Origin of the sequence: Leifsonia sp. NPDC058230, assembly GCF_042882245.1 — a bacterium.
Lineage (GTDB): Bacteria > Actinomycetota > Actinomycetes > Actinomycetales > Microbacteriaceae > Leifsonia.
Genome location: NZ_JBHVWM010000002.1, coordinates 790,516 through 812,065, shown reverse-complemented (window position 1 = coordinate 812,065; position 21,550 = coordinate 790,516). Strand labels below are relative to the sequence as shown.

At 68.4% G+C, this 21,550-nt stretch carries 22 protein-coding genes; 13 read left to right on the top strand and 9 right to left on the bottom strand.

The features are described 5' to 3' along the window. Positions 1 to 61: 61 nt before the first annotated feature. Together ACFVV0_RS09490 and ACFVV0_RS09485 are read right to left on the bottom strand one after the other, a co-directional pair. Positions 62 to 1,828: an acetyl/propionyl/methylcrotonyl-CoA carboxylase subunit alpha gene (locus ACFVV0_RS09490; RefSeq protein ID WP_387061556.1), complete on the bottom strand. Its 1,767-nt coding sequence runs from the start codon at positions 1,826 to 1,828 to the stop codon at positions 62 to 64. 79 nt (positions 1,829 to 1,907) lie between these two features. Continuing rightward, on the bottom strand, positions 1,908 to 2,546 hold the full coding sequence (locus tag ACFVV0_RS09485; protein WP_387061553.1) for a Maf family protein: 639 nt from the start codon (positions 2,544 to 2,546) through the stop codon (positions 1,908 to 1,910). Positions 2,547 to 2,570: 24 nt separating this feature from the next. Between ACFVV0_RS09485 and ACFVV0_RS09480 the strand changes: the two genes are divergently transcribed. From ACFVV0_RS09480 to ACFVV0_RS09465, 4 genes are read left to right on the top strand one after another with little or no spacing between them, the layout of a single operon-like run. After that, positions 2,571 to 3,857 (top strand): class I SAM-dependent RNA methyltransferase, encoded by a 1,287-nt coding sequence (locus ACFVV0_RS09480; RefSeq protein ID WP_387061550.1) that lies wholly within the window; start codon positions 2,571 to 2,573, stop codon positions 3,855 to 3,857. Positions 3,858 to 3,895: 38 nt separating this feature from the next. After that, on the top strand, positions 3,896 to 4,555 hold the full coding sequence (locus ACFVV0_RS09475) for a response regulator (RefSeq protein ID WP_387061546.1): 660 nt from the start codon (positions 3,896 to 3,898) through the stop codon (positions 4,553 to 4,555). Further along, a complete protein-coding gene (locus ACFVV0_RS09470) occupies positions 4,542 to 5,786 on the top strand; it encodes an ATP-binding protein (RefSeq protein WP_387061543.1) in 1,245 nt (414 codons plus the stop codon). Before ACFVV0_RS09475 ends, ACFVV0_RS09470 begins: the two co-directional genes overlap by 14 nt. Further along, on the top strand, positions 5,783 to 6,811 hold the full coding sequence (locus tag ACFVV0_RS09465; RefSeq protein WP_387061540.1) for a hypothetical protein: 1,029 nt from the start codon (positions 5,783 to 5,785) through the stop codon (positions 6,809 to 6,811). The genes ACFVV0_RS09470 and ACFVV0_RS09465 overlap by 4 nt, the downstream gene beginning before the upstream one ends. A gap of 396 nt (positions 6,812 to 7,207) precedes the next feature. On the opposite strand, the gene ACFVV0_RS09460 is transcribed toward ACFVV0_RS09465, so the two are convergent. Then, on the bottom strand, positions 7,208 to 7,441 hold the full coding sequence (locus ACFVV0_RS09460; RefSeq protein WP_387061537.1) for an acyl-CoA carboxylase epsilon subunit: 234 nt from the start codon (positions 7,439 to 7,441) through the stop codon (positions 7,208 to 7,210). Further along, positions 7,438 to 9,069 (bottom strand): acyl-CoA carboxylase subunit beta, encoded by a 1,632-nt coding sequence (locus tag ACFVV0_RS09455; RefSeq protein WP_387061534.1) that lies wholly within the window; start codon positions 9,067 to 9,069, stop codon positions 7,438 to 7,440. Before ACFVV0_RS09455 ends, ACFVV0_RS09460 begins: the two co-directional genes overlap by 4 nt. A 76-nt stretch (positions 9,070 to 9,145) precedes the next feature. Between ACFVV0_RS09455 and ACFVV0_RS09450 the strand changes: the two genes are divergently transcribed. Further along, on the top strand, positions 9,146 to 9,910 hold the full coding sequence (locus ACFVV0_RS09450; protein WP_387061531.1) for a biotin--[acetyl-CoA-carboxylase] ligase: 765 nt from the start codon (positions 9,146 to 9,148) through the stop codon (positions 9,908 to 9,910). Positions 9,911 to 9,916: 6 nt separating this feature from the next. After that, positions 9,917 to 10,465: a PH domain-containing protein gene (locus tag ACFVV0_RS09445; RefSeq protein ID WP_387061528.1), complete on the top strand. Its 549-nt coding sequence runs from the start codon at positions 9,917 to 9,919 to the stop codon at positions 10,463 to 10,465. On the opposite strand, the gene ACFVV0_RS09440 is transcribed toward ACFVV0_RS09445, so the two are convergent. Then, the gene (locus tag ACFVV0_RS09440) at positions 10,427 to 10,978 is read right to left on the bottom strand and encodes a GtrA family protein (RefSeq protein ID WP_387061525.1); all 552 of its coding nucleotides are present in this window, start codon (positions 10,976 to 10,978) and stop codon (positions 10,427 to 10,429) included. The two genes, ACFVV0_RS09445 and ACFVV0_RS09440, sit on opposite strands and share 39 nt — an antisense overlap. A 121-nt stretch (positions 10,979 to 11,099) precedes the next feature. On the opposite strand from ACFVV0_RS09440, the gene ACFVV0_RS09435 reads away from it, so the two are divergent. The 5 genes from ACFVV0_RS09435 to ACFVV0_RS09415 all read left to right on the top strand — a co-directional run bounded on the left by ACFVV0_RS09435 (position 11,100) and on the right by ACFVV0_RS09415 (position 15,939). Further along, positions 11,100 to 12,239 (top strand): 5-(carboxyamino)imidazole ribonucleotide synthase, encoded by a 1,140-nt coding sequence (locus ACFVV0_RS09435; RefSeq protein ID WP_387061522.1) that lies wholly within the window; start codon positions 11,100 to 11,102, stop codon positions 12,237 to 12,239. 17 nt (positions 12,240 to 12,256) lie between these two features. Next, positions 12,257 to 12,763, top strand: coding sequence for a 5-(carboxyamino)imidazole ribonucleotide mutase (gene purE, locus ACFVV0_RS09430; protein ID WP_387061519.1), 507 nt, complete (start codon positions 12,257 to 12,259; stop codon positions 12,761 to 12,763). After that, complete coding sequence (locus tag ACFVV0_RS09425) at positions 12,760 to 14,121, top strand: LCP family protein (RefSeq protein ID WP_387061516.1); 1,362 nt, start codon at positions 12,760 to 12,762, stop codon at positions 14,119 to 14,121. The genes purE and ACFVV0_RS09425 overlap by 4 nt, the downstream gene beginning before the upstream one ends. A 97-nt stretch (positions 14,122 to 14,218) precedes the next feature. Continuing rightward, on the top strand, positions 14,219 to 14,560 hold the full coding sequence (locus tag ACFVV0_RS09420) for a hypothetical protein (RefSeq protein ID WP_387061513.1): 342 nt from the start codon (positions 14,219 to 14,221) through the stop codon (positions 14,558 to 14,560). 134 nt (positions 14,561 to 14,694) lie between these two features. Continuing rightward, on the top strand, positions 14,695 to 15,939 hold the full coding sequence (locus tag ACFVV0_RS09415; RefSeq protein WP_387061511.1) for an acyltransferase family protein: 1,245 nt from the start codon (positions 14,695 to 14,697) through the stop codon (positions 15,937 to 15,939). Positions 15,940 to 15,993: 54 nt separating this feature from the next. Here ACFVV0_RS09415 and ACFVV0_RS09410 read toward each other — a convergent pair whose 3' ends face one another. The 3 genes from ACFVV0_RS09410 to rfbB are packed head-to-tail and all read right to left on the bottom strand — an operon-like array spanning position 15,994 to position 18,990. Further along, complete coding sequence (locus tag ACFVV0_RS09410; RefSeq protein ID WP_387061509.1) at positions 15,994 to 17,148, bottom strand: glycosyltransferase family 4 protein; 1,155 nt, start codon at positions 17,146 to 17,148, stop codon at positions 15,994 to 15,996. Continuing rightward, complete coding sequence (rfbD, locus tag ACFVV0_RS09405) at positions 17,145 to 17,999, bottom strand: dTDP-4-dehydrorhamnose reductase (RefSeq protein WP_387061506.1); 855 nt, start codon at positions 17,997 to 17,999, stop codon at positions 17,145 to 17,147. The genes ACFVV0_RS09410 and rfbD overlap by 4 nt, the downstream gene beginning before the upstream one ends. Before the next feature lies 1 nt (position 18,000). Continuing rightward, complete coding sequence (gene rfbB, locus ACFVV0_RS09400) at positions 18,001 to 18,990, bottom strand: dTDP-glucose 4,6-dehydratase (RefSeq protein ID WP_387061503.1); 990 nt, start codon at positions 18,988 to 18,990, stop codon at positions 18,001 to 18,003. 71 nt (positions 18,991 to 19,061) lie between these two features. On the opposite strand from rfbB, the gene ACFVV0_RS09395 reads away from it, so the two are divergent. Together ACFVV0_RS09395 and rfbA are read left to right on the top strand one after the other, a co-directional pair. Next, on the top strand, positions 19,062 to 19,673 hold the full coding sequence (locus tag ACFVV0_RS09395; RefSeq protein WP_387061500.1) for a dTDP-4-dehydrorhamnose 3,5-epimerase family protein: 612 nt from the start codon (positions 19,062 to 19,064) through the stop codon (positions 19,671 to 19,673). 4 nt (positions 19,674 to 19,677) lie between these two features. Next, complete coding sequence (gene rfbA, locus ACFVV0_RS09390; RefSeq protein WP_387061497.1) at positions 19,678 to 20,544, top strand: glucose-1-phosphate thymidylyltransferase RfbA; 867 nt, start codon at positions 19,678 to 19,680, stop codon at positions 20,542 to 20,544. Here the strand turns inward: rfbA and ACFVV0_RS09385 are convergent. Next, a complete protein-coding gene (locus ACFVV0_RS09385) occupies positions 20,541 to 21,431 on the bottom strand; it encodes a glycosyltransferase family 2 protein (protein WP_387061494.1) in 891 nt (296 codons plus the stop codon). The two genes, rfbA and ACFVV0_RS09385, sit on opposite strands and share 4 nt — an antisense overlap. Positions 21,432 to 21,550: the final 119 nt, after the last annotated feature.

The following is a 21,550-nucleotide window of genomic DNA, read 5'->3' as shown; positions in this document are numbered from 1 at the left end:
TCCACTGGTACAGCGGAAGGCGCGCCCAGGCAGAGCCGGAGGCAGAGCCGGAGGCAAACGGTCAGACGATGCTGAGGAGGAGGTGTCCCGACGAGACGGTCTCGCCGACGTTGGCGTTGAGTCCCGAGACGGTGCCGTCTTTGTGGGCGGTCAGGGGTTGCTCCATCTTCATCGCCTCGAGCACGAGCACGAGGTCGCCCTTGACGACCTCGTCGCCGTCGGCGACGGCGAGCTTGACGATCGTGGCCTGCATCGGCGCAGTGACCGAATCACCGGTCGCCGTGTCGACAGCGTGGGCTCCGCCGCGGCGGCGCGGTGCGGGGGCGCCGGATGCGGCGGCCGAGCCACCGACGGTCAGCAGCTTCGAGGGCATGGAGACCTCGATGCGCTTTCCCTCGACCTCGACGACAACGCTGCTGCGCTGTGCGGCTGGGGCGGCATCGCTGAGCGAGCCCGACCACGGGTCGATCTCGTTGACGAACTCGGTCTCGATCCAGCGGGTGTACACGGAGAAGGGTTCGCCGTCCTGCGGTGCAAACGCGGGATCGCGCACGATTGCGCGGTGGAAGGGGAGCACGGTGGGAAGCCCGGCCACCTCGAACTCGTCGAGGGCGCGGCGCGAACGTTCGAGCGCCTCCTCGCGGTTCGCGCCCGTGACGATGAGCTTGGCGAGCATCGAGTCGAACGATCCGCTGATCACGTCGCCGGCCTGGATTCCGCTGTCGACGCGAACGCCGGGGCCGCCGGCGGGCTTGAAGACGTGAACGGGGCCGGGGGAGGGGATGAAGCCGCGGCCCGCATCCTCGCCATTGATGCGGAACTCGAACGAGTGGCCGCGCGCGATCGGGTCGTCGTAGTCGAGCTCACCGCCCTCGGCGAGGCGGAACTGCTCGCGCACGAGGTCGATCCCCGTGACTTCCTCCGACACCGGATGCTCGACCTGCAGTCGCGTGTTCACCTCGAGGAACGAGACCGTGCCGTCCTTGCCGATGAGGAACTCGCAGGTGCCGGCGCCCTGATAGCCGACCTCCTTGAGGATGGCCTTGGATGCGCTATACAGCTTCTCCGTCTGCTCCGCGGTGAGGAAGGGCGCGGGCGCCTCCTCGACGAGCTTCTGGTGACGACGCTGCAGGGAGCAGTCGCGGGTGGAGACCACGACGACATTGCCGTACGCATCCGCCAGGCACTGGGTCTCGACGTGGCGCGGCTGGTCGAGGTACTTCTCGACGAAGCACTCGCCGCGGCCGAACGCCGCGATCGCCTCGCGGGTGGCCGACTCGAAGAGCTCGGGAACCTCGTCGCGGGTGCGCGCGACCTTCAGGCCGCGGCCGCCGCCGCCGAATGCCGCCTTGATGGCGACAGGGAGCCCGTGGATATCGACGAAGTCGAGGACCTCGGAGGCATCGGCGACCGGGTTGAGCGTGCCTGGTGCGAGCGGGGCGCCCACCTTCTCCGCGACGTGCCGCGCGCTGACCTTGTCGCCGAGGCGCTCGATGGCCTCCGGCGACGGCCCGATCCAGGTGAGGCCGGATGCGATGACGGCGCGGGCGAAATCGGCGTTCTCAGCCAGGAAGCCGTAGCCGGGGTGCACGGCGTCGGCGCCGGAGCGTCGCGCGACGGAGAGGAGCTTCTCGATCACCAGGTACGTCTCGGCGCTGGTCGTGCCGTCGAGCGCGTACGCCTCGTCGGCGAGCTTCACGTGGAGGGCGTCACGGTCCTGGTCCGCATAGACGGCGACGGCGGCGATCCCGCTGTCCTTCGCCGCTCGGATGACCCGGACGGCGATCTCGCCCCGGTTGGCGATGAGGACCTTGGTGATACGTGGCACAGTTCTTTAGCCTATTCGTCTGTGGGGGTCCCCTTTTGGGTGAACCCGACAAAAATCAGAGGGTCGCTGCTCGGAAAGCCTACAAAACGCGATTCCACAGGCTGGGCCAGTCGACGCCCAGTTCCCGGAAGAGTTCGCGCAGTGTCGCGAGCGACAGCCCTACGACAGTACTCGGGTCGCCCTCCACCCGGGAGATGAACGGGCCGCCCAGGCTGTCGATCGTGAACGCGCCGGCGACCTCGAGGGGCTCGCCGGTTCCGACGTACGCGTCGATCTCGGCGTCGGTGATGTCGGCGAACGTGACTGCAGCGACCGCCGTGCGGCCGGCGGACTGGTTCTCGACGCCTCCGCGGTGGTCGATCAGGTAGTGCCCGGAGTGGAGGTGGCCGGTGCGGCCCCGCTGCGCGCGCCAGCGAGCGCGGGCGACCTCGGGGTCGTGGGGTTTGCCGAAGATCTCGCCGTCGAGCTCGAACGCGGAGTCGCCGCCGAAGATGAAACCGTCGATCGGTTCTCCGGCGAAGTCGCCGCGAACGGCTTCCGCCTTGAGTCGGGCGAGCAACTGCACCATCGCATCCGCCGACAGCGGGCCGTGCTCGGCTTCGGCCGCTGCGACGGCCGCTTCTTCGTCGACATGAGAAGGGACGACGACGGGCTCGATGCCCGCCGCCCGCAGCAGGGCGAGACGGGCCGGCGACGTGGAGGCGAGGTAGAGGCGCATGGATTCCTGTGGGATGCTCGACGGATGCCCCAGAACGATCAGGCCCGGGATGTCCAGAGAGTGGACGTGGTCGACCTCGACATTACCAACGTCGCCCATGGCGGCGTCTTCGTCGCCCGGCACGAGGGCCGTGTCGTCTTCGTGCCCGACACGATGCCGGGTGAGCGCATCCGTGCACGCATCACCGATCGCAAGCACGACAGCTTCTGGCGCGCCGAGACGCTCGAGGTGATCGAGGCGGCTCCCGAGCGCCAGGAGCACGTCTGGTCGGCAGCATCCATCGAGCGGGCACCGGATGCGCGGGCCGGCGGCGCCGAGTTCGGGCACATCCGCCTGCCCTATCAGCGCGAACTGAAGCGGCAGGTCCTGGTCGATGCCCTCCAGCGCATGGCGAAGCTGGAGTCCGACGTCACGGTCGAGCCCGTCGACGACGAGACAGCCGACGGCACCGGATGGCGCACCCGTGTGCGGTTGCAGGTCGCGCGCGACGGCGAGTTCGGGCCGTACGCGGCCCGGACGCACAACGTGGTCCCCGCCACCGACCTGCCGCTGGCGACAGCCCTCGTCGGCGAGACGGTGCCGTTCGGGCAGACCTTCCCCGGCGCCGAGTCGATCGACGTGATCGCGACCAGCACCGGTGCCGCCCACGTTCTCGTCAACGAGCCACCGGTCAAGCGGGGCAAGCGCACGGTGCGCCCACGACACCGGCCCATGCCCATCCGCGAGGTCGTCGGCGACCGGGAGTTCCAGCTCGACGTGCGCGGCTTCTGGCAGGTGCACCGTCGCGCGGCGGCGACTCTGACCGAGGCGGTGCAGTCGGCGGTCGACGAGGCACTGTTCGATCCGCGTGCGGCGAACCTCGACCTCTACGGCGGCGTCGGCCTTCTCGCAGCGGCGCTGGGCGACCGGTTCGGCAGCACCCTCCGCATCACGTCGGTGGAGAGCGACGAAGCAGCCACCGACAACGCGGCCGAGAACCTCGCCGAGTGGCTGGGCGCATCCGCCGTCACCGATCGGGTCGAGCGGTTCGTCACGCGACTCGCCGCGGATTCGTCCGCGACGGATCGCTCCCGGCTGCGCGCAGCGACCGTCGTGCTCGATCCGCCGCGCTCCGGTGCGGGCAGGCCCGTGGTCGATGCGCTCGCCTCCCTCGAACCGGCCCAGATCGTCTACGTCGCCTGCGATCCGGTTGCGTTGGCCAGGGACGTGGCGCTGTTCGCCGAGCGCGGCTACGGGCTCCGAACGCTCCGCGCGTTCGACCTCTTTCCGAACACCCACCACGTCGAGGCGGTCGCCACGCTCACGCGGTGAGCGCGGGGTAATACATGCAGCCCACTACGATGGACAGCATGGTACGCGTGGCAATCGTCGATGATCACGAGTCTGTGCGCCTGGGGCTCAAAGCGGCTTGCCAGGACGCAGGCTACGAGGTGCTCGTCACCGCGGCCACCGTCGACGAATTCGTCGAGCTCCTCGGTTCGCAGGAGTGCGATGTGGTCGTGCTCGACCTCTCCCTCGGCGACGGGTCGCGGGTCACCGACAATGTCAAGCGGGCTCAGGCGACCGGCGCGGCCGTGCTGGTCCACAGCATCGCCGACCGGGTCGCCAGCGTCCGCGAGGCGCTCGCCGCGGGTGCGGCAGGAGTCATCCCCAAGTCGTCGCCGACCACCACCGTCATGAACGCGATCAAGACGGTCGCGAGCGGCGATGTGCTCAACAACCTCGAGTGGGCCACCGCGATCGACGCCGACAGCGACTTCGCGAAGGCGCAGCTCGGGCGGCGTGAGCGCGATGTGCTGCACCTCTACGCATCCGGTCTGCCCCTCAAGGCCGTCGCCGCCCAGCTCGGGATCGCGAACTCGACCGCCCGGGAGTACCTCGACCGCATTCGCGTGAAGTACGTCGAGGTGGGCCGTCCTGCGCCGACCAAGGTGGACCTCCTGCGCCGCGCCGTGGAAGACGGCATCCTGCCCGGGCTCGACCCCGACACGGGCAATGAGCGAAACTGACGTGGTAGAGCGGCCCCTGCCGGGGGCCACCCAACCACGGAACCCGATCAGCCGTGCGCGCTTCGAGCGAATCGCGGGGCGCAGCGTCTCGGCCTTCGGCCTGGTCTTCGGGCTCCAGACGCTTCCGGCCGCGGTGTCGCAGCTGGACAGCCAGAAGGAGCCGTGGGGTCTCGCGGTCGTCATCATCGTGTTCGCGGGACTCGCGATCATTCCGGTGCTCGCCATCATCCAGAAGTTCGTCAAGGCGGCGATGGGCACCCTGTCGGTCGTCTTCCTCGTCGCGATCATCGCCTGGCCGTTTCTGGCGCTCGACCCCGACGCGATCGGCGAGAAGCCCTGGGTGTGGTTCCTCTGCTCCGTCTTCACCGCCTTCGCCGCCGTCGCCTATCCGCTCTGGCTGGCGACGGCGTACACGTTCGTGGTCCCCATCGCCTACGGATTCATCCGCGCGCTGCCGTCGGGTGGAGGGGTCGGCGCGGAGATCGCCGGCCTCGACGCTCTGTACGCGATCATCCTCGGCGGGGTGATCCTCGTCATCATCGCGATGCTGCGCCAGGCCGCCTCGACGGTCGACGCGGCGCAGAGCCAGGCCCTTGCGAAATACGCCAACGCGGTGCGGCAGCATGCGACCGAGGTGGAGCGCGTGCAGGTGGATGCGATCGTGCACGACAGCGTCCTGACCACCCTGCTCTCCGCAGCCAGCGCCCGCACCCCCGAGGCCAAGGAACTCGCAGCGAGGATGGCGTCGGACGCGATCGGCCACCTGCACGCGGCGGAGGCGTCGAGCCCCGAGGACCAGTCGCTCGTCGGCCTCGACCGGCTGAGCGAGCGCATCACGACGGCGGCGGAGGCCTTCTCATCGCCGTTCGAGCTCGACGTGCGCGACGTCGAGGTGCACACCCTCCCCGTGAACGTGGCCGAAGCGGTCTACTCCGCGACCGTGCAGGCGATGGTGAACAGCATGCAGCACGCCGGCGGGGCCGAGGTGGGTCGCACGCTGGCGATCCGCGGCGGCAGCCCGCTCGCGACCGTGCACATCGTCGTCGCGGACACCGGCCGCGGGTTCGACTCCAGTGAGGTGCCGGCCGAGCGTCTGGGACTGCGGGTGAGCATCCGGGAACGCCTGTCGAAGGTGGGCGGCCACGCCCGCATCGAATCGGAACCCGGTGGCGGGACGACGGTGACGATCCTGTGGCCGTCGTCCGAACTGGATGCGGAGGCCGGCTCGTGATCACCCTGCCCCGGTTCCTCTTCCTCGGCCTGGGAGCCCTCTTCTCGGCCTACCACCTCTTCCTCGGCCTGTCGTCGCTGTCCATCCCCACGGTCGCCGGTCCGGCCATCGTCGCGATGATCCTGTACGCGATCGCGACGGTGATCAGCCTGTGGCCGACGAGTCCGACCAAGATGCCGCTCTGGCTGGCAGCGTTCGATCTGGCCGTGTGCGTGGCGATCCCCATCCTGGTCACCAGTCAGCTCGACCCGGCGAAGGACAACGGCTACGCCACCTGGTACGTCGCGGCCGTCGGCACCCTGATGACGATCGTCGCCGTGCGCCGGCAGCAGTTCGCCGCGTGGATCGGTGTCGCCTATCTGGCCGCGCAGACGATCGTGTGGGCCGGCGTTCCCGCGCTCGCGGGTCTCGGCGTGATCGGTTCGGTCGTGTGGGTGGGGGTCGCCGTCGTGATCTCCGGCTCCCTGGCCAAGGCGGGGCGGGATGCGCTGCAGTTCGCGAGAGCGGAGCGCGAAGCGACGGAGTGGCAGGCCGCGCAGGAGGCCCATGTCATGGAGCGCCAGATGCGCTTGCGTCAGACGTATCGCGTCGCGGCTCCGATGCTCGCCGAGATCGTGCGCCGTGGCGGTGACCTCACCGAGGCCGAGCGCCGCGAGTGCCGCTACCTCGAGGGAGCCATCCGGGACGAGATCCGCGGGCGCCGCCTCCTCAACGACGACGTCCGCCGTCAGGTGATGGACGCGCGCCGCCGCGGTGTCGTCGTCAGCCTCCTCGACGAGGGCGGCATCGACGATCTGGACGAGCGCTCGCTCGGCGTCGTTCTCAAGCGCCTGGCCGACGCCATCCGGGGGACCACGACCGACAAGCTCATCGTGCGCACCGTTCCGCGCTCGTCGAAGACCGCCGTGACGGTGGTCGGTCTCCGGATGTTCGACGACGGCAACGCCAACGCTCTCGGCGCCGACACAGAGGACGACGAGGTCGACCTCTGGCTGGAGATCCCGCGCCCCGTGCGCGAGCCGTGACGCTCAGCTGAGACCCGAGACGCGGCTGCGTCGAGAGCACCGCGAGAGCGCCCCTGGACAAAGGCCCCCGGACAAAGGGAAAGGGGCCGGCACCCGAATGGCCGGCCCCTTTTCAAACCCCGAGTCAGGGCGACAACCCGAATATCGCCCTGACTCGCCCCCAAAACACTCGCCCGCTTACCCTAGTCGGCGAGTGATTGGCGGTGTAACTCACGAGGAGAGACACCTAGCAATAACAATATTGGCGCTGTGCGCGGTAATTGCAAAGTCGTCATTTTGGAGGACACGTGGGGGACAATTCGACGGCCCCGATCGCCCGCGCCCGCGAATTCCAGCGTACCCCGCCAACGGGGGGTGCCTCGATCGGGGTACACGGGGGACAGTCGGCCGCTCGCCTCAGGCGGAGAACGACCGCCAGGCGCCTGGCGCGGGATGCACGGCGACCCGCAACGCACGCTGGCTGCGGGCCCACGCATCCGGGCCGGCAGGCGTGCGTTCGGCGCTCGCTGCGGCCAGCTGTTCGGCTGCCGCGGCGGTCAGCACAGCGGTCACGGCGGCGACCTCTTCCGGTGTCACACCGCGGGTGACGAACTGGATCTGATCGGCGGACAGCCCCGCACGCTCGGTCACAGCGGGATGTTCCCGTGCTTCTTGGGCGGCATCGACGAACGCTTGGTGCGCAGTGCGCGCAGCGCCTTCACCACGGACACCCGGGTCGCGGCAGGCTCGATCACGCCGTCGAGCTCTCCGCGCTCGGCAGCGAGGAAGGGGCTGGCGACGTTGTACGTGTACTCGTTGGCGAGCTTGGTGCGCACGGCCGCGACGTCTTCGCCGGCCTCCTCGGCGCGCTTGATCTCGCCGCGATAGAGGATGTTCACAGCGCCCTGGCCGCCCATGACCGCGATCTCCGCCGTCGGCCAGGCGAGGTTGATGTCGGCGCCGAGCTGCTTCGAGCCCATCACGATGTATGCGCCCCCGTAGGCCTTGCGCGTGATGATCGTGACGAGGGGCACGGTCGCTTCGGCGTACGCGTAGAGCAGCTTCGCGCCGCGGCGGATGACACCGGTCCACTCCTGGTCGGTGCCGGGGAGGTATCCGGGAACGTCGACCAGGGTGAGGATCGGAATGCTGAACGCGTCGCAGAACCGCACGAAGCGCGAGGCCTTCTCGCCGGCGTCGATGTTGAGCGTTCCCGCCATGGCGCTCGGCTGGTTGGCGACGATGCCGACGGATCGTCCCTCGACGCGGGCGAACCCGATCACGATGTTCGGTGCGAACAGCGGCTGGACCTCGAGGAACTCGCCGTCGTCGACGATGCCCTCGATGATCGTCTTGACGTCGTACGGCTGGTTGGGGGAGTCGGGGATGATCGTGTTGAGCTTGCGGTCGGCATCCGTCGTCTCGAGCTCGGGTTCCGATTCGAACACGGGGAGCTCGGCGAGGTTGTTCTGCGGCAGGTAGGAGAGCAGCGTGCGCGCGTAGTCGAGCGCATCCTCTTCGTCGCTGGCGAGGTAGTGCGAGACGCCGGAGATCTTGTTGTGCGTGAGCGCGCCGCCGAGCTCCTCCATGCCGACGTCCTCGCCGGTCACCGTCTTGATGACGTCGGGTCCGGTGACGAACATCTGGCTCGACTTGTCGACCATGATCACGAAGTCGGTGAGCGCGGGCGAGTAGACCGCGCCGCCCGCAGCCGGGCCCATGACGATCGAGATCTGGGGGATGACCCCGGATGCGGCGGTGTTGCGGCGGAAGATCTCGCCGTACTTGCCGAGCGCCACCACACCCTCCTGGATGCGGGCGCCGCCGGAGTCGAGGATGCCGATGATCGGCACGCCGGTCTTCAGTGCGTGGTCCATCACCTTGATGATCTTCTCGCCCGCGACCTCGCCGAGCGAGCCGCCGAAGATCGTGAAGTCCTGGCTATACACGGCCACGTTGCGGCCGTGGATGGTGCCGACGCCGGTCACGACCGCGTCGCCGTACGGACGCTTGTTCTCCATGCCGAAGGCGTGCGTGCGGTGCCGTACGAACTCGTCGAACTCGACGAACGACCCCTGGTCGAGGAGGAGCTCGATGCGCTCCCGGGCGGTGAGCTTGCCCTTGGCGTGCTGCTTCTCGATCGCGGCCTGACCGCTTGCGGTCACCGCTTCGTGGAACCGCTCCTTGAGGTCGGCCAGCTTGCCGGCGGTCGTGTGCAGATCGGGGGCCGAGGGCGCCGTGGCGCTCTGTCGCGGTTCAGTGTCGGTCACGCGTTTCACTCTACCGGCCAGCGGTTGGGGCGTGCCGTTGAGGATTCCCTACAAAAACGGGGTCACCCGCTGGCAGACTGAGGCAATGGAGTTCCGTCGCAGCCGTACCGTCGTTCCCGTGCTCGAGTATCTGGAGGAGGCCGGCTCGACCAACGATGTGCTCGTCGGTCGCGCATCCGATCTGCCCGACCTCGCCGTGATCGTGACCGCGAATCAGACCGGCGGCCGCGGACGGCTCGGGCGCGTCTGGGTCTCGCCTCCCGGTAAGGCGCTCGCCATCTCGATCCTGCTGAAACCCGTCGGCCTGCCGGTGGAGAGCTACGGCTGGTTCCCTCTGCTCGCCGGCCTCGCGATGAGCCGGGCGGTGTCGACCTTCGTGGCGGCGGGGGTGGCCGTGAAGTGGCCGAACGATGTGCTGATCGACGGCGCGAAGGTGAGCGGCACGCTCGCCGAACTCCTCCCCGATCGCTCGGGCGTCGTCATCGGCGCAGGGCTCAACCTGACCCTCGAGGGCGACGAGCTGCCCACCGACACCTCGACCTCGCTGCTGCTGGCCGACGCACCGGCCGACCTCGATCCGGATGCGGTGCTCGCGGCATACCTGACCGCATTCAGCACGCTCTACCGCGAGTTCCTCACCGCGGGTGGGGATCCGATCGAGAGCACACTTCGCGACTCGGTCGTCGAAGGATGCGACACGATCGGCCGGTCGGTCCGCGTCGAGCTGCCGGCGGAGAAGAACCTGTTCGGCACCGCGACGGGCATCGATGAGCAGGGTCGGCTCCTCGTCCGGACGGATGTGGGCATCACGGCTGTCGCGGCCGGCGACGTCACCCACCTGCGGTATTAATAGGGCATGAGCAACACGCCTGAGGGAGCTCCCGCACAGCCTCCCGAGAGAATCGTGGCGCGTCTGCGCCCGAACGCTCGCGCCTTGTTCTGGCCGAGCATCGTGCTGATCGCCACCTGCGGCGCGATGGGCTACTTCGCCGGGCAGTTCGACGAGGTGTGGGAGAACGTGCTCCTCTGGTCGGCCGCCGCCGCGATCGTGCTGCTCTTGTTCCTGCTCCCGCTGGCGTTCTGGCTGAGCAAGCGGTACACGATCACGACCCGCCGCATCATCCTGCGCCACGGCTTCTTCGTGCGCGTGCGCCAGGAGCTGCTGCACAGCCGCGGCTACGACGTCACGCTCAGGCGCAACTGGCTGCAGAGCGCGTTCCGGTCCGGGGATGTGCGCATCAACTCCGGGCTGGAACGCCCGGTCGTGCTCAAAGACGTTCCGAAGGCCGACACGGTGCAGCGCGCACTGAACGACCTGATGGAGCACTCGCAGACGGTCGTCGCCGTGCGCCGTCAGCAGAGCGAGTCAGTCTCCGATGAGACCACGGTCTGGGGATCCCGGTAGCGAGGTCGGCAGCGTCGTGACCGCCTCCCGGGCCGGGTGCGCTGTCGGGACCTTCGCCAGGCGTGCCGCCCGCTTGGGCGAGAAGACCCACCAGCGGTAGAAGGCGAAGCGGAACAGCGTGCCGAGAACGAGTCCGATCACGTTGTTCGCGATGTTGTCGGCGAGCAGCGAGGTGAACCCGAGCACGTAGTGGGAGAGCCACACACAGAACAGGGGGATCCCCATGCCGGCCAGGCTGACGACGAAGAACTCGATGCCCTCCCGCGTGGTGTTGCTCTGGCGCTGAGCGGCGAACGCCCAGTAGCGATTGCCCACCCAGTTCGTCGCGATGGCGATGAAGGTCGCGATCACCGTGGCGAAGATGGTGCCGTGGTGCACTCCGCTGAAGACCGTGAGCATCAGACCGTTGAAGACGACGAGGTTGACGACGAAGCCCACGGCGCCGACGGCACCGAACTTCACCAGCTGCGGCAGGAGCCGCGAACCTCGGACGGGGCTTGAATCTAGGGCCATGCTTCCAACCGAATCGAATGCGGGAAGATAGGGAGTGCAGTGCGAGCGTACGCGAGAATGCGGGACGCAATCTGGGAGTTCCCCCTCTCCATCCTGAGGGACATCGAGGAGACAACGGTACATGGCTAAGAACACGGTGGGCGTGATCGGCGGCGGGCAGCTGGCGAGGATGATGATCCCTCCCGCGATCGAACTCGGCATCGACATCCGCGTACTCGAAGAGGCCGCAGGGATGAGCGCGGAGATCGCGGCGAGCGGCGTCGGCGACTACCGCGATCTCGACACCGTGCTCGCCTTCGCCGAGACGGTGGACGTGGTCACCTTCGACCACGAGCACGTGCCGCCCGCCATCCTGCGCGAGCTGGTCTCGCGCGGCATCCCCGTGCATCCGGGGCCGGATGCGCTGCTCTACGCCCAGGACAAGCTGCACATGCGCGCCCGGCTCACCGAACTCGGAGTGCCCGTTCCCGACTGGGCCGCGGTCGAGTCGGCCGAGGAGCTCGGCGCCTTCCTCGACGATCACGGCGGCCGCGCCGTGGTCAAGACGGCCCGTGGTGGATACGACGGCAAGGGCGTGCGCCTGGTGACCGAAGCCTCCGAGGCCGACGACTGGTTCCTCGCGCTCGCCGAGGACGGCCGGGGCGGGGCGCTGCTCGTCGAGGAGCTCGTGTCGTTCCAGCGGGAGCTCGCGCAGCTCATCGCGCGCCGGCCCTCGGGGGAGACGGCGGCCTGGCCGGTCGTGGAGACCGTCCAGCGCGGCGGCGTCTGCGCCGAGGTCATCGCCCCGGCGCCGCAATCGGCCGGCCGGGTCGCGGAGCTGGCCGCCGACATCGCACGCACGATCGCGACCGAGCTCGGCGTCACTGGGGTCCTCGCGGTCGAGATGTTCGAGACGACGGATGGTCGCGTGCTCGTCAACGAACTCGCGATGCGCCCGCACAACAGCGGGCACTGGACCATCGAGGGAGCCGTCACCAGCCAGTTCGAGCAGCACCTCCGCGCGGTGCTCGACCTGCCGCTCGGAGCGACGGATGCGCGCGACGAGTGGTCGGTGATGGTCAACATCCTGGGCGGTCCGGCCGAGGGGACGCTGCAGGACCGGTACCCGGCCGCGCTCGCCGCGCATCCGGTCGCCAAGGTGCACGGCTACGGCAAGGAGCCGCGTCCGGGCCGCAAGGTGGGACACGTCACCGTCACGGGTGACGACCTCGACGACGTGGTCTATCAGGCGCGTGGCGCAGCCGCGTTCTTCGAGGGCTGACCTTTAGCATTGACGGCATGCCCGTCACGTCCAGCAACCCGCGCGTAGCGATCTACATGGGGTCGGACTCGGACTGGTCGGTGATGCAGGATGCGTCGCAGGTCCTGGACGAGTTCGGCGTCGCCCACGAAGTGGAAGTGGTCTCCGCGCACCGCACGCCCGACAAGATGATCGACTTCGGCCGCAGGGCCGCCGGCCGCGGGATCCGCGTGATCATCGCCGGTGCCGGCGGTGCGGCGCACCTGCCGGGCATGCTCGCGTCGGTGACGACCCTCCCGGTCGTCGGGGTCCCCGTGCCGCTCGCTCGGCTCGACGGCCTCGACTCGTTGCTCTCGATCGTGCAGATGCCGGGCGGGATCCCGGTCGCCACGGTCTCGATCGGCGGGGCCAAGAACGCGGGGCTCCTCGCGGTGCGCATCCTCGCCACCTCGGACGAGCAGCTCGCGTCCGCGCTCGAGACGTATGCCGCCGACCTCGAGGCCGCTGTCGAGCAGAAGAACCAGGCGCTCAAAGACCGACTATGAGCATTGCGAGCCCGCTCCGCTTTCCGGACACCGGATCCGCGCCCACGATGACGAAGCGGGCCTGGTGGCTCGTCGGGCTGAACATCCTGTTGCCGGGGTCGGTGCAGGTGCTCGCCGGCGATCGCAGGCTCGGCCGGCTCGGAATCATCGCCACGGGACTGCTCTGGGTTCTCGCACTGGCCGCGCTGGTGGTCTACCTGATCTGGCCGACCGTGATCTACACGATGTTCACGCAGGCGGTCAGCCTCTGGACCGCGCAGATCGTGCTCGTGCTCTACGCGGTGCTCTGGGTGGTGCTCACCCTCGACACCCTTCGGCTTGTGCGGCTGGTGAAGACGAAGGCGAACGCCCGAGGGTGGATCGCCGCCTCGGCTGTCGTCGTCCTGGTCGGCTTGACCTGCACCGCAGGCTACGGATCGGTCCTGGCCGGCTCGGCGCGGGGGGCGCTGGGCGACATCTTCTCGGCGGGCCCGTCGCAGCCGCCGGTCGACGGTCGCTACAACATCATGCTGCTCGGCGGCGACGCCGGCCCCGACCGCGACGGCCTGCGTCCGGACAGCATGTCGGTGGTGAGCATCGACGCGAACACCGGCCAGGCGGTCACGATCGGCCTTCCGCGCGACCTCGACCCCGTGCCGTTCCCGTCCGACTCTCCGATGCACACGCTCTACCCCGACGGCTACGGCTTCAAGGGCCGATGCGATGTCGACGTCTGCCAGCTCAACTCGATCTACACCGAGGTGACGGTGTACAAATCCGATCTGTACCCCGCCGCGACGTCGCAGAACAGCGACCCGGGCATCGAGTCGATGCGCGATGCGCTCGAGGGCGCGACCGGCCTCACCATCCAGTACTACGTGCTCATCGACATGCAGGGCTTCGCCGATCTCGTCGACGCGCTCGGCGGGGTCGACATCACGGTTAAGGACAAACTGCCGATCGGCGGCGACGAAAACCTCAACGGGGTCGTCGACTGGATCCAGCCGGGCAAGCAGCACCTCAACGGCTACTACGCTCAGTGGTACGCCCGTTCGCGCCACGGCACGAGTGACTACGACCGCATGATGCGCCAGCGCCAGCTCCAGGATGCGATTCTCAAGCAGGTCAACCCGGTCAACGTGGTCTCCAAGTTCGAGGGCATCGCCGATGCGGGGACGCAGGTCGTGAAGACCGACATTCCCCAGTCGATGCTCGGCTACTTCGTCGACCTCGGGATGAAGACCCGCAAACTCCCCGTGAAACAGCTCGAGCTGGTGCCGCCGACCATCGATCCGACGCATCCGGATTACACGCAGATCCACCAGTTGGTGCGGGATGCGGTGGCTCCGGCCACGCCTTCCCCGACGTCCTCGAAGTAGTGTCGGCCGCCGACGCAGATCGTCTTTCCGCCAGGGCCGTCGGCGTCGAAGGGCACTGCCTCTGGTCGCCGGCCACGGACGCGCGTACGGTCGACCCATGACGAACCTCATCGAGAGACTGGCTGACTCCGTGCCCTCCTGGGGTGCGCGGCTCGCGTACGGCGACAAGACCACGCTCGACGGACACGACATCCTCCCCGTCGCGATCGTCGTCTTCGGCTTCGGAGGCGGCGAGGGGTCTGGTGACGATCCGGATGGCTCCACGCGAGGCGAGGGAAGCGGCGGCGGTGGCGGCGGCTACACGATACCGATCGGCGCCTACATCGGCGGGCCCCATGGGCCGACGTTCCGCCCGAATCCGGTCGCGCTGGTCATCGCCGCGGCTCCGCTGGTGTCAGCGGCCGGGCTGGCGCTGGCGCGGCTGCTGCGGTCCAGCTGATCCGGGCCCGGCCGGGCCGGGCCGGGGTGGCTCAGCGCTGCTCAGCGCTGCTCAGCCCTGGAGCGCGATCGCACACGTGACCCCTATTGGAGGCACAGAGTCTCCACAGTATCCAGGGGTACCGTCATACGCCTATGTCGAGTACTGGTGTGAAGATGAATGCGAAAACGGGTGGGCGGCTGGCCGCTCTCGACGGAGTGCGCGGGCTCGCCGCGCTGATCGTTCTTGCACATCACTCCCTGTATACGAATCCCGCATTCCCGGGGACTCCGGGGTCTGGAAGCGTGACGGTGGGCAGCCCGATGTGGTGGATCAGCTACACCCCGCTGAAGCTCGCCACGGCCGGCTGGGAGTCGGTGATCCTCTTCTTCGTGCTCAGCGGCCTGGTGGTCACTCTGCCGGTCGTCCGGAAGGCCGGCTTCGACTGGATCGCCTACTTCCCACGACGGGTCGTGCGCCTGATGGTGCCGGTCATCGCCTCTGTGGTGGTGGCCGCCGCCTTCGTCATGGCCATCCCGCAGATCAGCACGCAGCCCAAGGGCACCTGGCTGACCGATTCGTCGACGCCGAATTTCGGCTGGGAGTACATCGTCAAGGCGTGGGACCTCCTCGGCGGCGACGGCCAGATCAACAACCCGCTCTGGTCGCTGCGCTGGGAGCTGATCTTCTCGCTTGCGCTCCCTGTCTTCGTGATCGCGGCCCTCGCGATGCGCAAGTGGTGGGTCGCCGGCCTCGCCGGCGCTGTCGTGCTCACCTGGCTGGGTGTGCGGACCGACTCCGGCGCCCTCAGCTATCTGCCCGCGTTCTTCGTCGGCGCGGTGCTCGCGGTGCGGTTGGATGCCGTGCGCAACTTCGCCGACCGGATGAACACCCGAAAGGGCCGGCACCTGTTCTGGTTCGTCCTGGCCTTCGGCGGTTCGATGCTGATGATCGCGCCCTGGCTGTTCGGCCCGAACATCGCCGACATGACCGAGTTGAATCACGCGCTCAAGGGCCTGGCGCCGCTCGGCGCCGCCGCGATCGTCGTCGCAGCGATCGGCTGGGCTCCGTTGCGCGCGCTGTTCGAGTCGAAGCCGCTCCAGTTCGTCGGCGCGATCTCGTTCAGCCTCTACCTCGTGCACGTTCCGATCATCATCTTCAGCACGTACCTGTTCGCCGGCGCGGCCTGGTACGTTCCGCTGCTGTTCGCGGTTCCCGTCGCGATCCTGGTCGCCGTCGGATTCACCTGGCTCGTCGAGAAGCGCAGCCACGGCTGGTCCAGGGCCATCGGCGCCTGGGCGTCCGAGCGCTACCGTGCGTCGTTCGGCCGGTCCGAGCAGTCCGAGGTCGCTCCGAAGGCCATCGAGGCCCCGAAGCGCGAATCCGTCGACGCCGGCTGACCGGAGGAGCCCAGGCGACCCGGCGCGCCTCGCCGGCGGCCACGCAGCCTCGGATCAGAGGTCGGCGTGCAACTGCCAGACGCGCTCCGCGGAGTCGCGCCAGCTGAATGCGCGTGCGCGGTCGGCGGAGAGCACGGCAAGGCGGGCGCGCAGCGCCTCGTCGGTGAGGACGCGGCCGATGGCGGCTGCGAGGCGCTCCGAGTAGCCCTCGTCGTCGGCGGCAGACGTACCCTGCTCGGGACGCTCCACGATCAGGCTCGCGCCGCCGGCGACCTCGACGAGGGCGGGGTCGTCCGAGTGGATGACCGGGGTACCGAACTTGAACGCCTCGACGATGGGAAGGCCGAAGCCCTCCGCAACGCTCGGAAAGACGAAGACGGTCGCGCGGTCGAGTGCGACGGCGAGGTCGGCGTCGTCGAGCTGACCGAGAACGCGCACCCGGTCCTCCGGAAGACCCGCCGCTGCCGCGACACCGGTGGCGGACCCGTCGCCGTAGCGGTCGGGGCCCGCGATGAGCAGCGGGATCCCGAGCGCCTCCGGCCGTGCGACGGCCCGGATGAGCGGGGCGATGCCTTTGCGCGGCTGGATCGAGCCGAGCGTGAACGCGTAGTGGTGCGGGAGCCCGAGCCGCTCGGCGCGTTCGTCTGCATCGGGTGGCAGCCTCAGCGTGGTCGCCGGAGCCCCGCCGATCACACGGATGCGGTCGCCCAGGTCGACGAATTCGATCAGCCTGTCGGCGACGGCGTGCGTCGGCACGACCACCGCATCGGCGAACTTGCGGGCCCGTTTGGCCATCGCCTTGTGCCACATGACGGTCGTGGACGGCAGCGAGTCCGGATGCGTCCACGGCAGTACGTCGTGGATCGTCACCGTGGTCTGATCGCCGTCGGCGCGATCGTGCTTGCGGAGCGGTGCGAGCAGGCTCGGGGCGTGGATCATCCCTCGCGCTCCCGGAATGGCCAGACCCGACTGCCACGCCACCGTCAGTTCGCGCCGGGCGAGCGGGAGCTTGATCAGGCGAGCGAGCCCTGGGAGGCGGGCCGTGAGCTCGTCGATGGTCTCCTGCGGAAGGTTGGACACGACGCCTTCGACCTCGGTCCCCGCCGGGGCGGTCGCGATGATCTGCCTGGTCAGCTCTTCCGCGTAGCGCTGCGCTCCCGACGAGCCGTCGCCGATGAGCTCATCAACGACCACTCTGAGGGTTGTCATTCTGCTTCCAAGACTCCGTGACGTGATGCGTCGGCCAGTGCTTCCTTCCAGTCCCGCATCGGCGAGAGGCCGGCGGCCTGCCACGCGGAGTGACCGAGAACGGAGTACGACGGACGAGGAGCGGGCCGTACGAACTGTGCGCTGTCGGTCGGTGTGACCCTATCAGGGTTCAATCCGGCCTCGCTGAACACCGCCTTGGCGAACTCGAACCACGTGGCCTCGCCCGAATTGGTGCCGTGGTAGATGCCCGCGGGGGCGTCGGAGTCGAGCAGCGCGACGATGCGTTCGGCCAGGTCACCGGTCCAGGTGGGCTGGCCGAGCTGGTCGGCGACGACGCTCACGGTCTCGTGGTTTGCGGCCAGCCGCACCATCGTCTTCGCGAAGTTGGGACCGTCGGCGCCGTACAGCCAGGCGGTGCGCACGATGTAGGTGCCGTCCGGATGTGCGGCCAGTGCGAGCTCCTCGCCGGCGGCCTTCGTGCGACCGTACGCGTTGATCGGGTCACGCGGCGCATTCTCGTCGTAGGGGGAGGTCGCCGCGCCGTCGAAGACGTAGTCGGTGGAGATCGTCACCAGCTTCGCACCCGTCTCCGCCGCGGCGATGGCGAGGTTCTGCGTTCCCGTCGCGTTGACGGAGTACGCCAGCTCTTCGTCGGTCTCGGCATCGTCGACCTTCGTGTAGGCGGCGGCGTTGATGATGGCGTCATGACCGACGACCGCGGCACGCACCGCATCCAGGTCGGTCACGTCGAGGTCGGCGCGGGAGAGCGCCGTGACCTCACGGCCGGTGAGGGCGCGCTGCAGGTCGGCTCCGAGCATCCCGCCCGCCCCGGTGATCAGGTAGCGCGTCACGTCAGTTGTCCAGCGCCGCGCGCGCCTTCAGCGGCTCCCACCACGAGCGGTTGTCGCGGTACCACTGAACGACGTCGGCGAGACCCTGCTGGAACGGCACGAGGGGCTCGTAGCCGAGCTCCGACTGGATCTTGGAGATGTCGACCGAATATCGCAGGTCGTGGCCGAGCCGGTCGGCGACCCGGTCGACATACGACCAGTCCTTGCCGGTGGCGTCGAGCAGCAGCTGGGTCAGCTCCTTGTTGGTGAGCTCGGTGCCGCCGCCGATGTTGTAGATCTCGCCGGCGCGGCCGTTGGTCAGCACCATCGCGATACCGCGGGTGTGGTCGTCGACGTGCAGCCAGTCGCGGATGTTGTTGCCCTCGCCGTAGAGCGGCACGTGCTTGTCGTCGATCAGGTTCGTGACGAACAGCGGGATGACCTTCTCGGGGAAGTGGTAGGGCCCGTAGTTGTTGGAGCAGCGGGTGATCGAGAGATTGAGGCCGTGAGTGCGGAAGTAGCTGCGGGCGAGCAGGTCGCTGCCGGCCTTCGACGCGGAGTACGGCGAGTTGGGCTCGAGCGGGCGGTCCTCGGCCCACGAGCCCTCGGCGATCGAGCCGTAGACCTCATCCGTCGACACGTGGACGAACCGGTCGAGGTTGTTGCGCAGGGCCGCGTCGAGCAGCTGCTGCGTGCCGAGCACGTTGGTCTCGACGAAGATGGAGGCGTCGCGCACGGAGCGGTCGACGTGCGATTCGGCGGCGAAGTGGACCACCGCATCCAGCGACGGGAAGAGCTCGTCGAGCAGCCCGCCGTCGCGAATGTCGCCCTTGACGAAGGTGTAGCGAGGGGAGTCGGCGACCGACGCGAGGTTCTGCAGGTTGCCCGAATAGGTGAGCGCGTCGAGGACGACGACCTCAGCGCCCTCGAGGCCCGGGTACGCGTCTTGCAGGGTGCGACGGACGAAATTGGAGCCGATGAAACCGGCGCCGCCGGTGACGAGAATCTTCATGTGAGATGGGTGCTTTCTGTCGACAAACGCGTTTGAGTCTACCGTCGCGCCTTGATTGGTAGACTCCCCGGGTGCAAATCCGCGAACTCGCCATCCCCGACTCCTACGAGATCACCCCGAAACAGCACGCGGACGACCGCGGCGTCTTTCTGGAGTGGTACCGCTTCGACCGGCTCGAGGAGACCGTGGGTCACAGCCTGAACCTCCGGCAGGGAAACACCTCCGTCTCGAGGCGGGGCTCCGTTCGCGGAATCCACTTCGCCGACGTGCCGCCGAGCCAGGCCAAGTACGTCACGGCACCGTACGGCGCTGTGCTCGACTTCGTCGTCGACATCCGGGTCGGCTCACCGACCTTCGGTGCGTGGGACAGCGTCCTGCTCGACGACAAGGACCGTCGCGCCGTCTACGTCGCCGAGGGGCTCGGTCACTGCTTCGTCGCGCTCACCGACAATGCGACCGTGAGCTATCTCGTCTCCGACGTCTACAACCCGACCGCCGAGCACGGCATCAATCCCCTCGACGCCGACATCGCGTTGGTCTTCCCCGCCGAGGCGGGGGAGTTGCTGCTCTCGCCGAAAGACACCGACGCTCCCGGGCTGGCCGAGTCGGCCGCCGCTGGGCTCCTTCCGACCTGGGATGCCGCTCGTGCGTTCTACGCCACCCTCGACAACGGAGGTAAGTAACCGCATGCGCGGAATCATCCTGGCCGGCGGATCCGGCACCCGGCTCTGGCCGATCACCAAGGGCATCTCCAAGCAACTGATGCCGATCTACGACAAGCCGATGATCTACTACCCCCTGTCGACACTGATGATGGCGGGCATCCGCGAGATCCTCATCATCACGACGCCGGAGTACAACGAGCAGTTCAAAGCCCTGCTCGGTGACGGCTCCGAGCTCGGCATCCGCCTGGAGTACGCGGTCCAGCCGTCGCCCGACGGGCTGGCGCAGGCCTTCATCATCGGCGAGGAGTTCATCGGCGACCAGTCGGTGGCGCTCGTGCTCGGTGACAACATCTTCCACGGCGCGGGCCTCGGTTCGTCGCTGCGCGATCACAACGAGATCGACGGCGCGCTGATCTTCGCATACCACGTCAGCAATCCGACGGCGTACGGCGTCGTCGAGTTCGACGACGACTTCAAGGCGCTGTCGATCGAGGAGAAGCCGACGAGACCCAAGAGCAACTACGCGGTGCCTGGCCTCTACTTCTACGACAACTCGATCGTCGCACTGGCCAAGACCATCGAACCCAGCGCGCGCGGCGAACTGGAGATCTCGACGGTCAACGAGCGGTACCTCACCGACGCCAAACTGCAGGTGCAGGTGCTCGATCGAGGCACCGCCTGGCTCGACACAGGCACATTCGAGTCCATGATGCAGGCGTCCGAGTACGTGCGCGTGATCGAAGACCGTCAGGGCTTCAAGGTGGGCTGCATCGAGGAGATCGCCTGGCGCGCGGGATGGATCGACGACGCCCGGCTTGCCGAGCTCGCGCGGCCGCTCGTGAAGAGCGGGTACGGCACCTATCTGACCGGGCTGCTGAACGTCGACTAGCCGACGGACGAGCGGCGTCGCCGCGCGCGGATGATGAGGTACTGCGCGCGTGCGGCGAGGCCGATCCGCAGCGCGAGCCGGATCGGCGAGTAGAGGGCCGACGGGTACTTCTTCTTCAGGTAGCGGTATGCGCTCGCGTGATGCGCCCTGATCATCTTGACCGAGTCGGTCGACGTGGAGTGGGCACCCGTGTGCGTGACGGAGGCGTCGGGGACGTAGACGCTGCGCCAGCCCGCCTCGTGGAGTCGTCGGCCGAGGTCGACGTCTTCGAAGTACATGAAGAAGCCCTCGTCGAATCCGCCGATCGCCTCGAACGCCGATCGCCGCACGAGCAGACACGAACCGGAGAGCCAGCCGACGTCACGGGTGGCGCTCACATCGCTCATATCGACGCGATAGGAGGCCGACCAGGGGTTGGTCGGCCAGATCTCTCCGAACAGCGCGTGACCGATGCCCGACCGCAGCGAGGGGAGGGCCCGGGCCGACGGGTAGGTCGACCCGTCCGGGTTCAGGACGCGCGGTCCAACGGCTCCGATCGACTCCGACGAAGCGAGCACGGCCAGGAGCCGTGAGATCGCGCCGGGGTGGATCACCACATCCGGGTTCGAGATGAGGACCGCGTCGATGTCGGGCCCGAGGGAGGCGACCCCGCGGTTCATGGCTCCGCCATAGCCGTGGTTCCCGCCCGTCGGGAGGAACGTCGCCTTCTCGTCGAGCGTGATGCGACGGGTCTCCGACGCGTCGGCGGAATCGTTGTCGGCGACGACCACTCGAACGGGCGCGCCCTCGCTTTCAGTGACGGAAGACAGGAACGGCGCCATCTCAGCGCTCGAGTTGTAGCTCACGGTCACAACAGCGACGGAAGAGAGGGAGGGCTCGGATGACATCCCCCTCAGCATAAGGTCCTGGGCTGGAGCAACGCGAAGAGCGGAGGCACTCAGCAACCCGGCACTGCGGCCTTGGTACACTTGCCGCTGGTTCGGCGGCGCCTGAAACGTCGTGATCG

What these genes read in the sequence shown, in the direction of transcription:
- ACFVV0_RS09440 (WP_387061525.1), bottom strand. Translation starts at nt 10,978, where the DNA reads ATGGCCCTAGATTCAAGCCCCGTCCGAGGTTCGCGGCTCCTGCCGCAG.
- ACFVV0_RS09410 (WP_387061509.1), bottom strand. Translation starts at nt 17,148, where the DNA reads ATGACAACCCTCAGAGTGGTCGTTGATGAGCTCATCGGCGACGGCTCG.
- rfbA (WP_387061497.1), top strand. Translation starts at nt 19,678, where the DNA reads ATGCGCGGAATCATCCTGGCCGGCGGATCCGGCACCCGGCTCTGGCCG.
- rfbB (WP_387061503.1), bottom strand. Translation starts at nt 18,990, where the DNA reads ATGAAGATTCTCGTCACCGGCGGCGCCGGTTTCATCGGCTCCAATTTC.
- ACFVV0_RS09485 (WP_387061553.1), bottom strand. Translation starts at nt 2,546, where the DNA reads ATGCGCCTCTACCTCGCCTCCACGTCGCCGGCCCGTCTCGCCCTGCTG.
- ACFVV0_RS09475 (WP_387061546.1), top strand. Translation starts at nt 3,896, where the DNA reads ATGGTACGCGTGGCAATCGTCGATGATCACGAGTCTGTGCGCCTGGGG.
- ACFVV0_RS09425 (WP_387061516.1), top strand. Translation starts at nt 12,760, where the DNA reads ATGAGCATTGCGAGCCCGCTCCGCTTTCCGGACACCGGATCCGCGCCC.
- ACFVV0_RS09415 (WP_387061511.1), top strand. Translation starts at nt 14,695, where the DNA reads ATGTCGAGTACTGGTGTGAAGATGAATGCGAAAACGGGTGGGCGGCTG.
- ACFVV0_RS09445 (WP_387061528.1), top strand. Translation starts at nt 9,917, where the DNA reads ATGAGCAACACGCCTGAGGGAGCTCCCGCACAGCCTCCCGAGAGAATC.
- ACFVV0_RS09385 (WP_387061494.1), bottom strand. Translation starts at nt 21,431, where the DNA reads ATGTCATCCGAGCCCTCCCTCTCTTCCGTCGCTGTTGTGACCGTGAGC.
- ACFVV0_RS09450 (WP_387061531.1), top strand. Translation starts at nt 9,146, where the DNA reads ATGGAGTTCCGTCGCAGCCGTACCGTCGTTCCCGTGCTCGAGTATCTG.
- ACFVV0_RS09420 (WP_387061513.1), top strand. Translation starts at nt 14,219, where the DNA reads ATGACGAACCTCATCGAGAGACTGGCTGACTCCGTGCCCTCCTGGGGT.
- ACFVV0_RS09470 (WP_387061543.1), top strand. Translation starts at nt 4,542, where the DNA reads ATGAGCGAAACTGACGTGGTAGAGCGGCCCCTGCCGGGGGCCACCCAA.
- ACFVV0_RS09435 (WP_387061522.1), top strand. Translation starts at nt 11,100, where the DNA reads ATGGCTAAGAACACGGTGGGCGTGATCGGCGGCGGGCAGCTGGCGAGG.
- purE (WP_387061519.1), top strand. Translation starts at nt 12,257, where the DNA reads ATGCCCGTCACGTCCAGCAACCCGCGCGTAGCGATCTACATGGGGTCG.
- ACFVV0_RS09480 (WP_387061550.1), top strand. Translation starts at nt 2,571, where the DNA reads ATGCCCCAGAACGATCAGGCCCGGGATGTCCAGAGAGTGGACGTGGTC.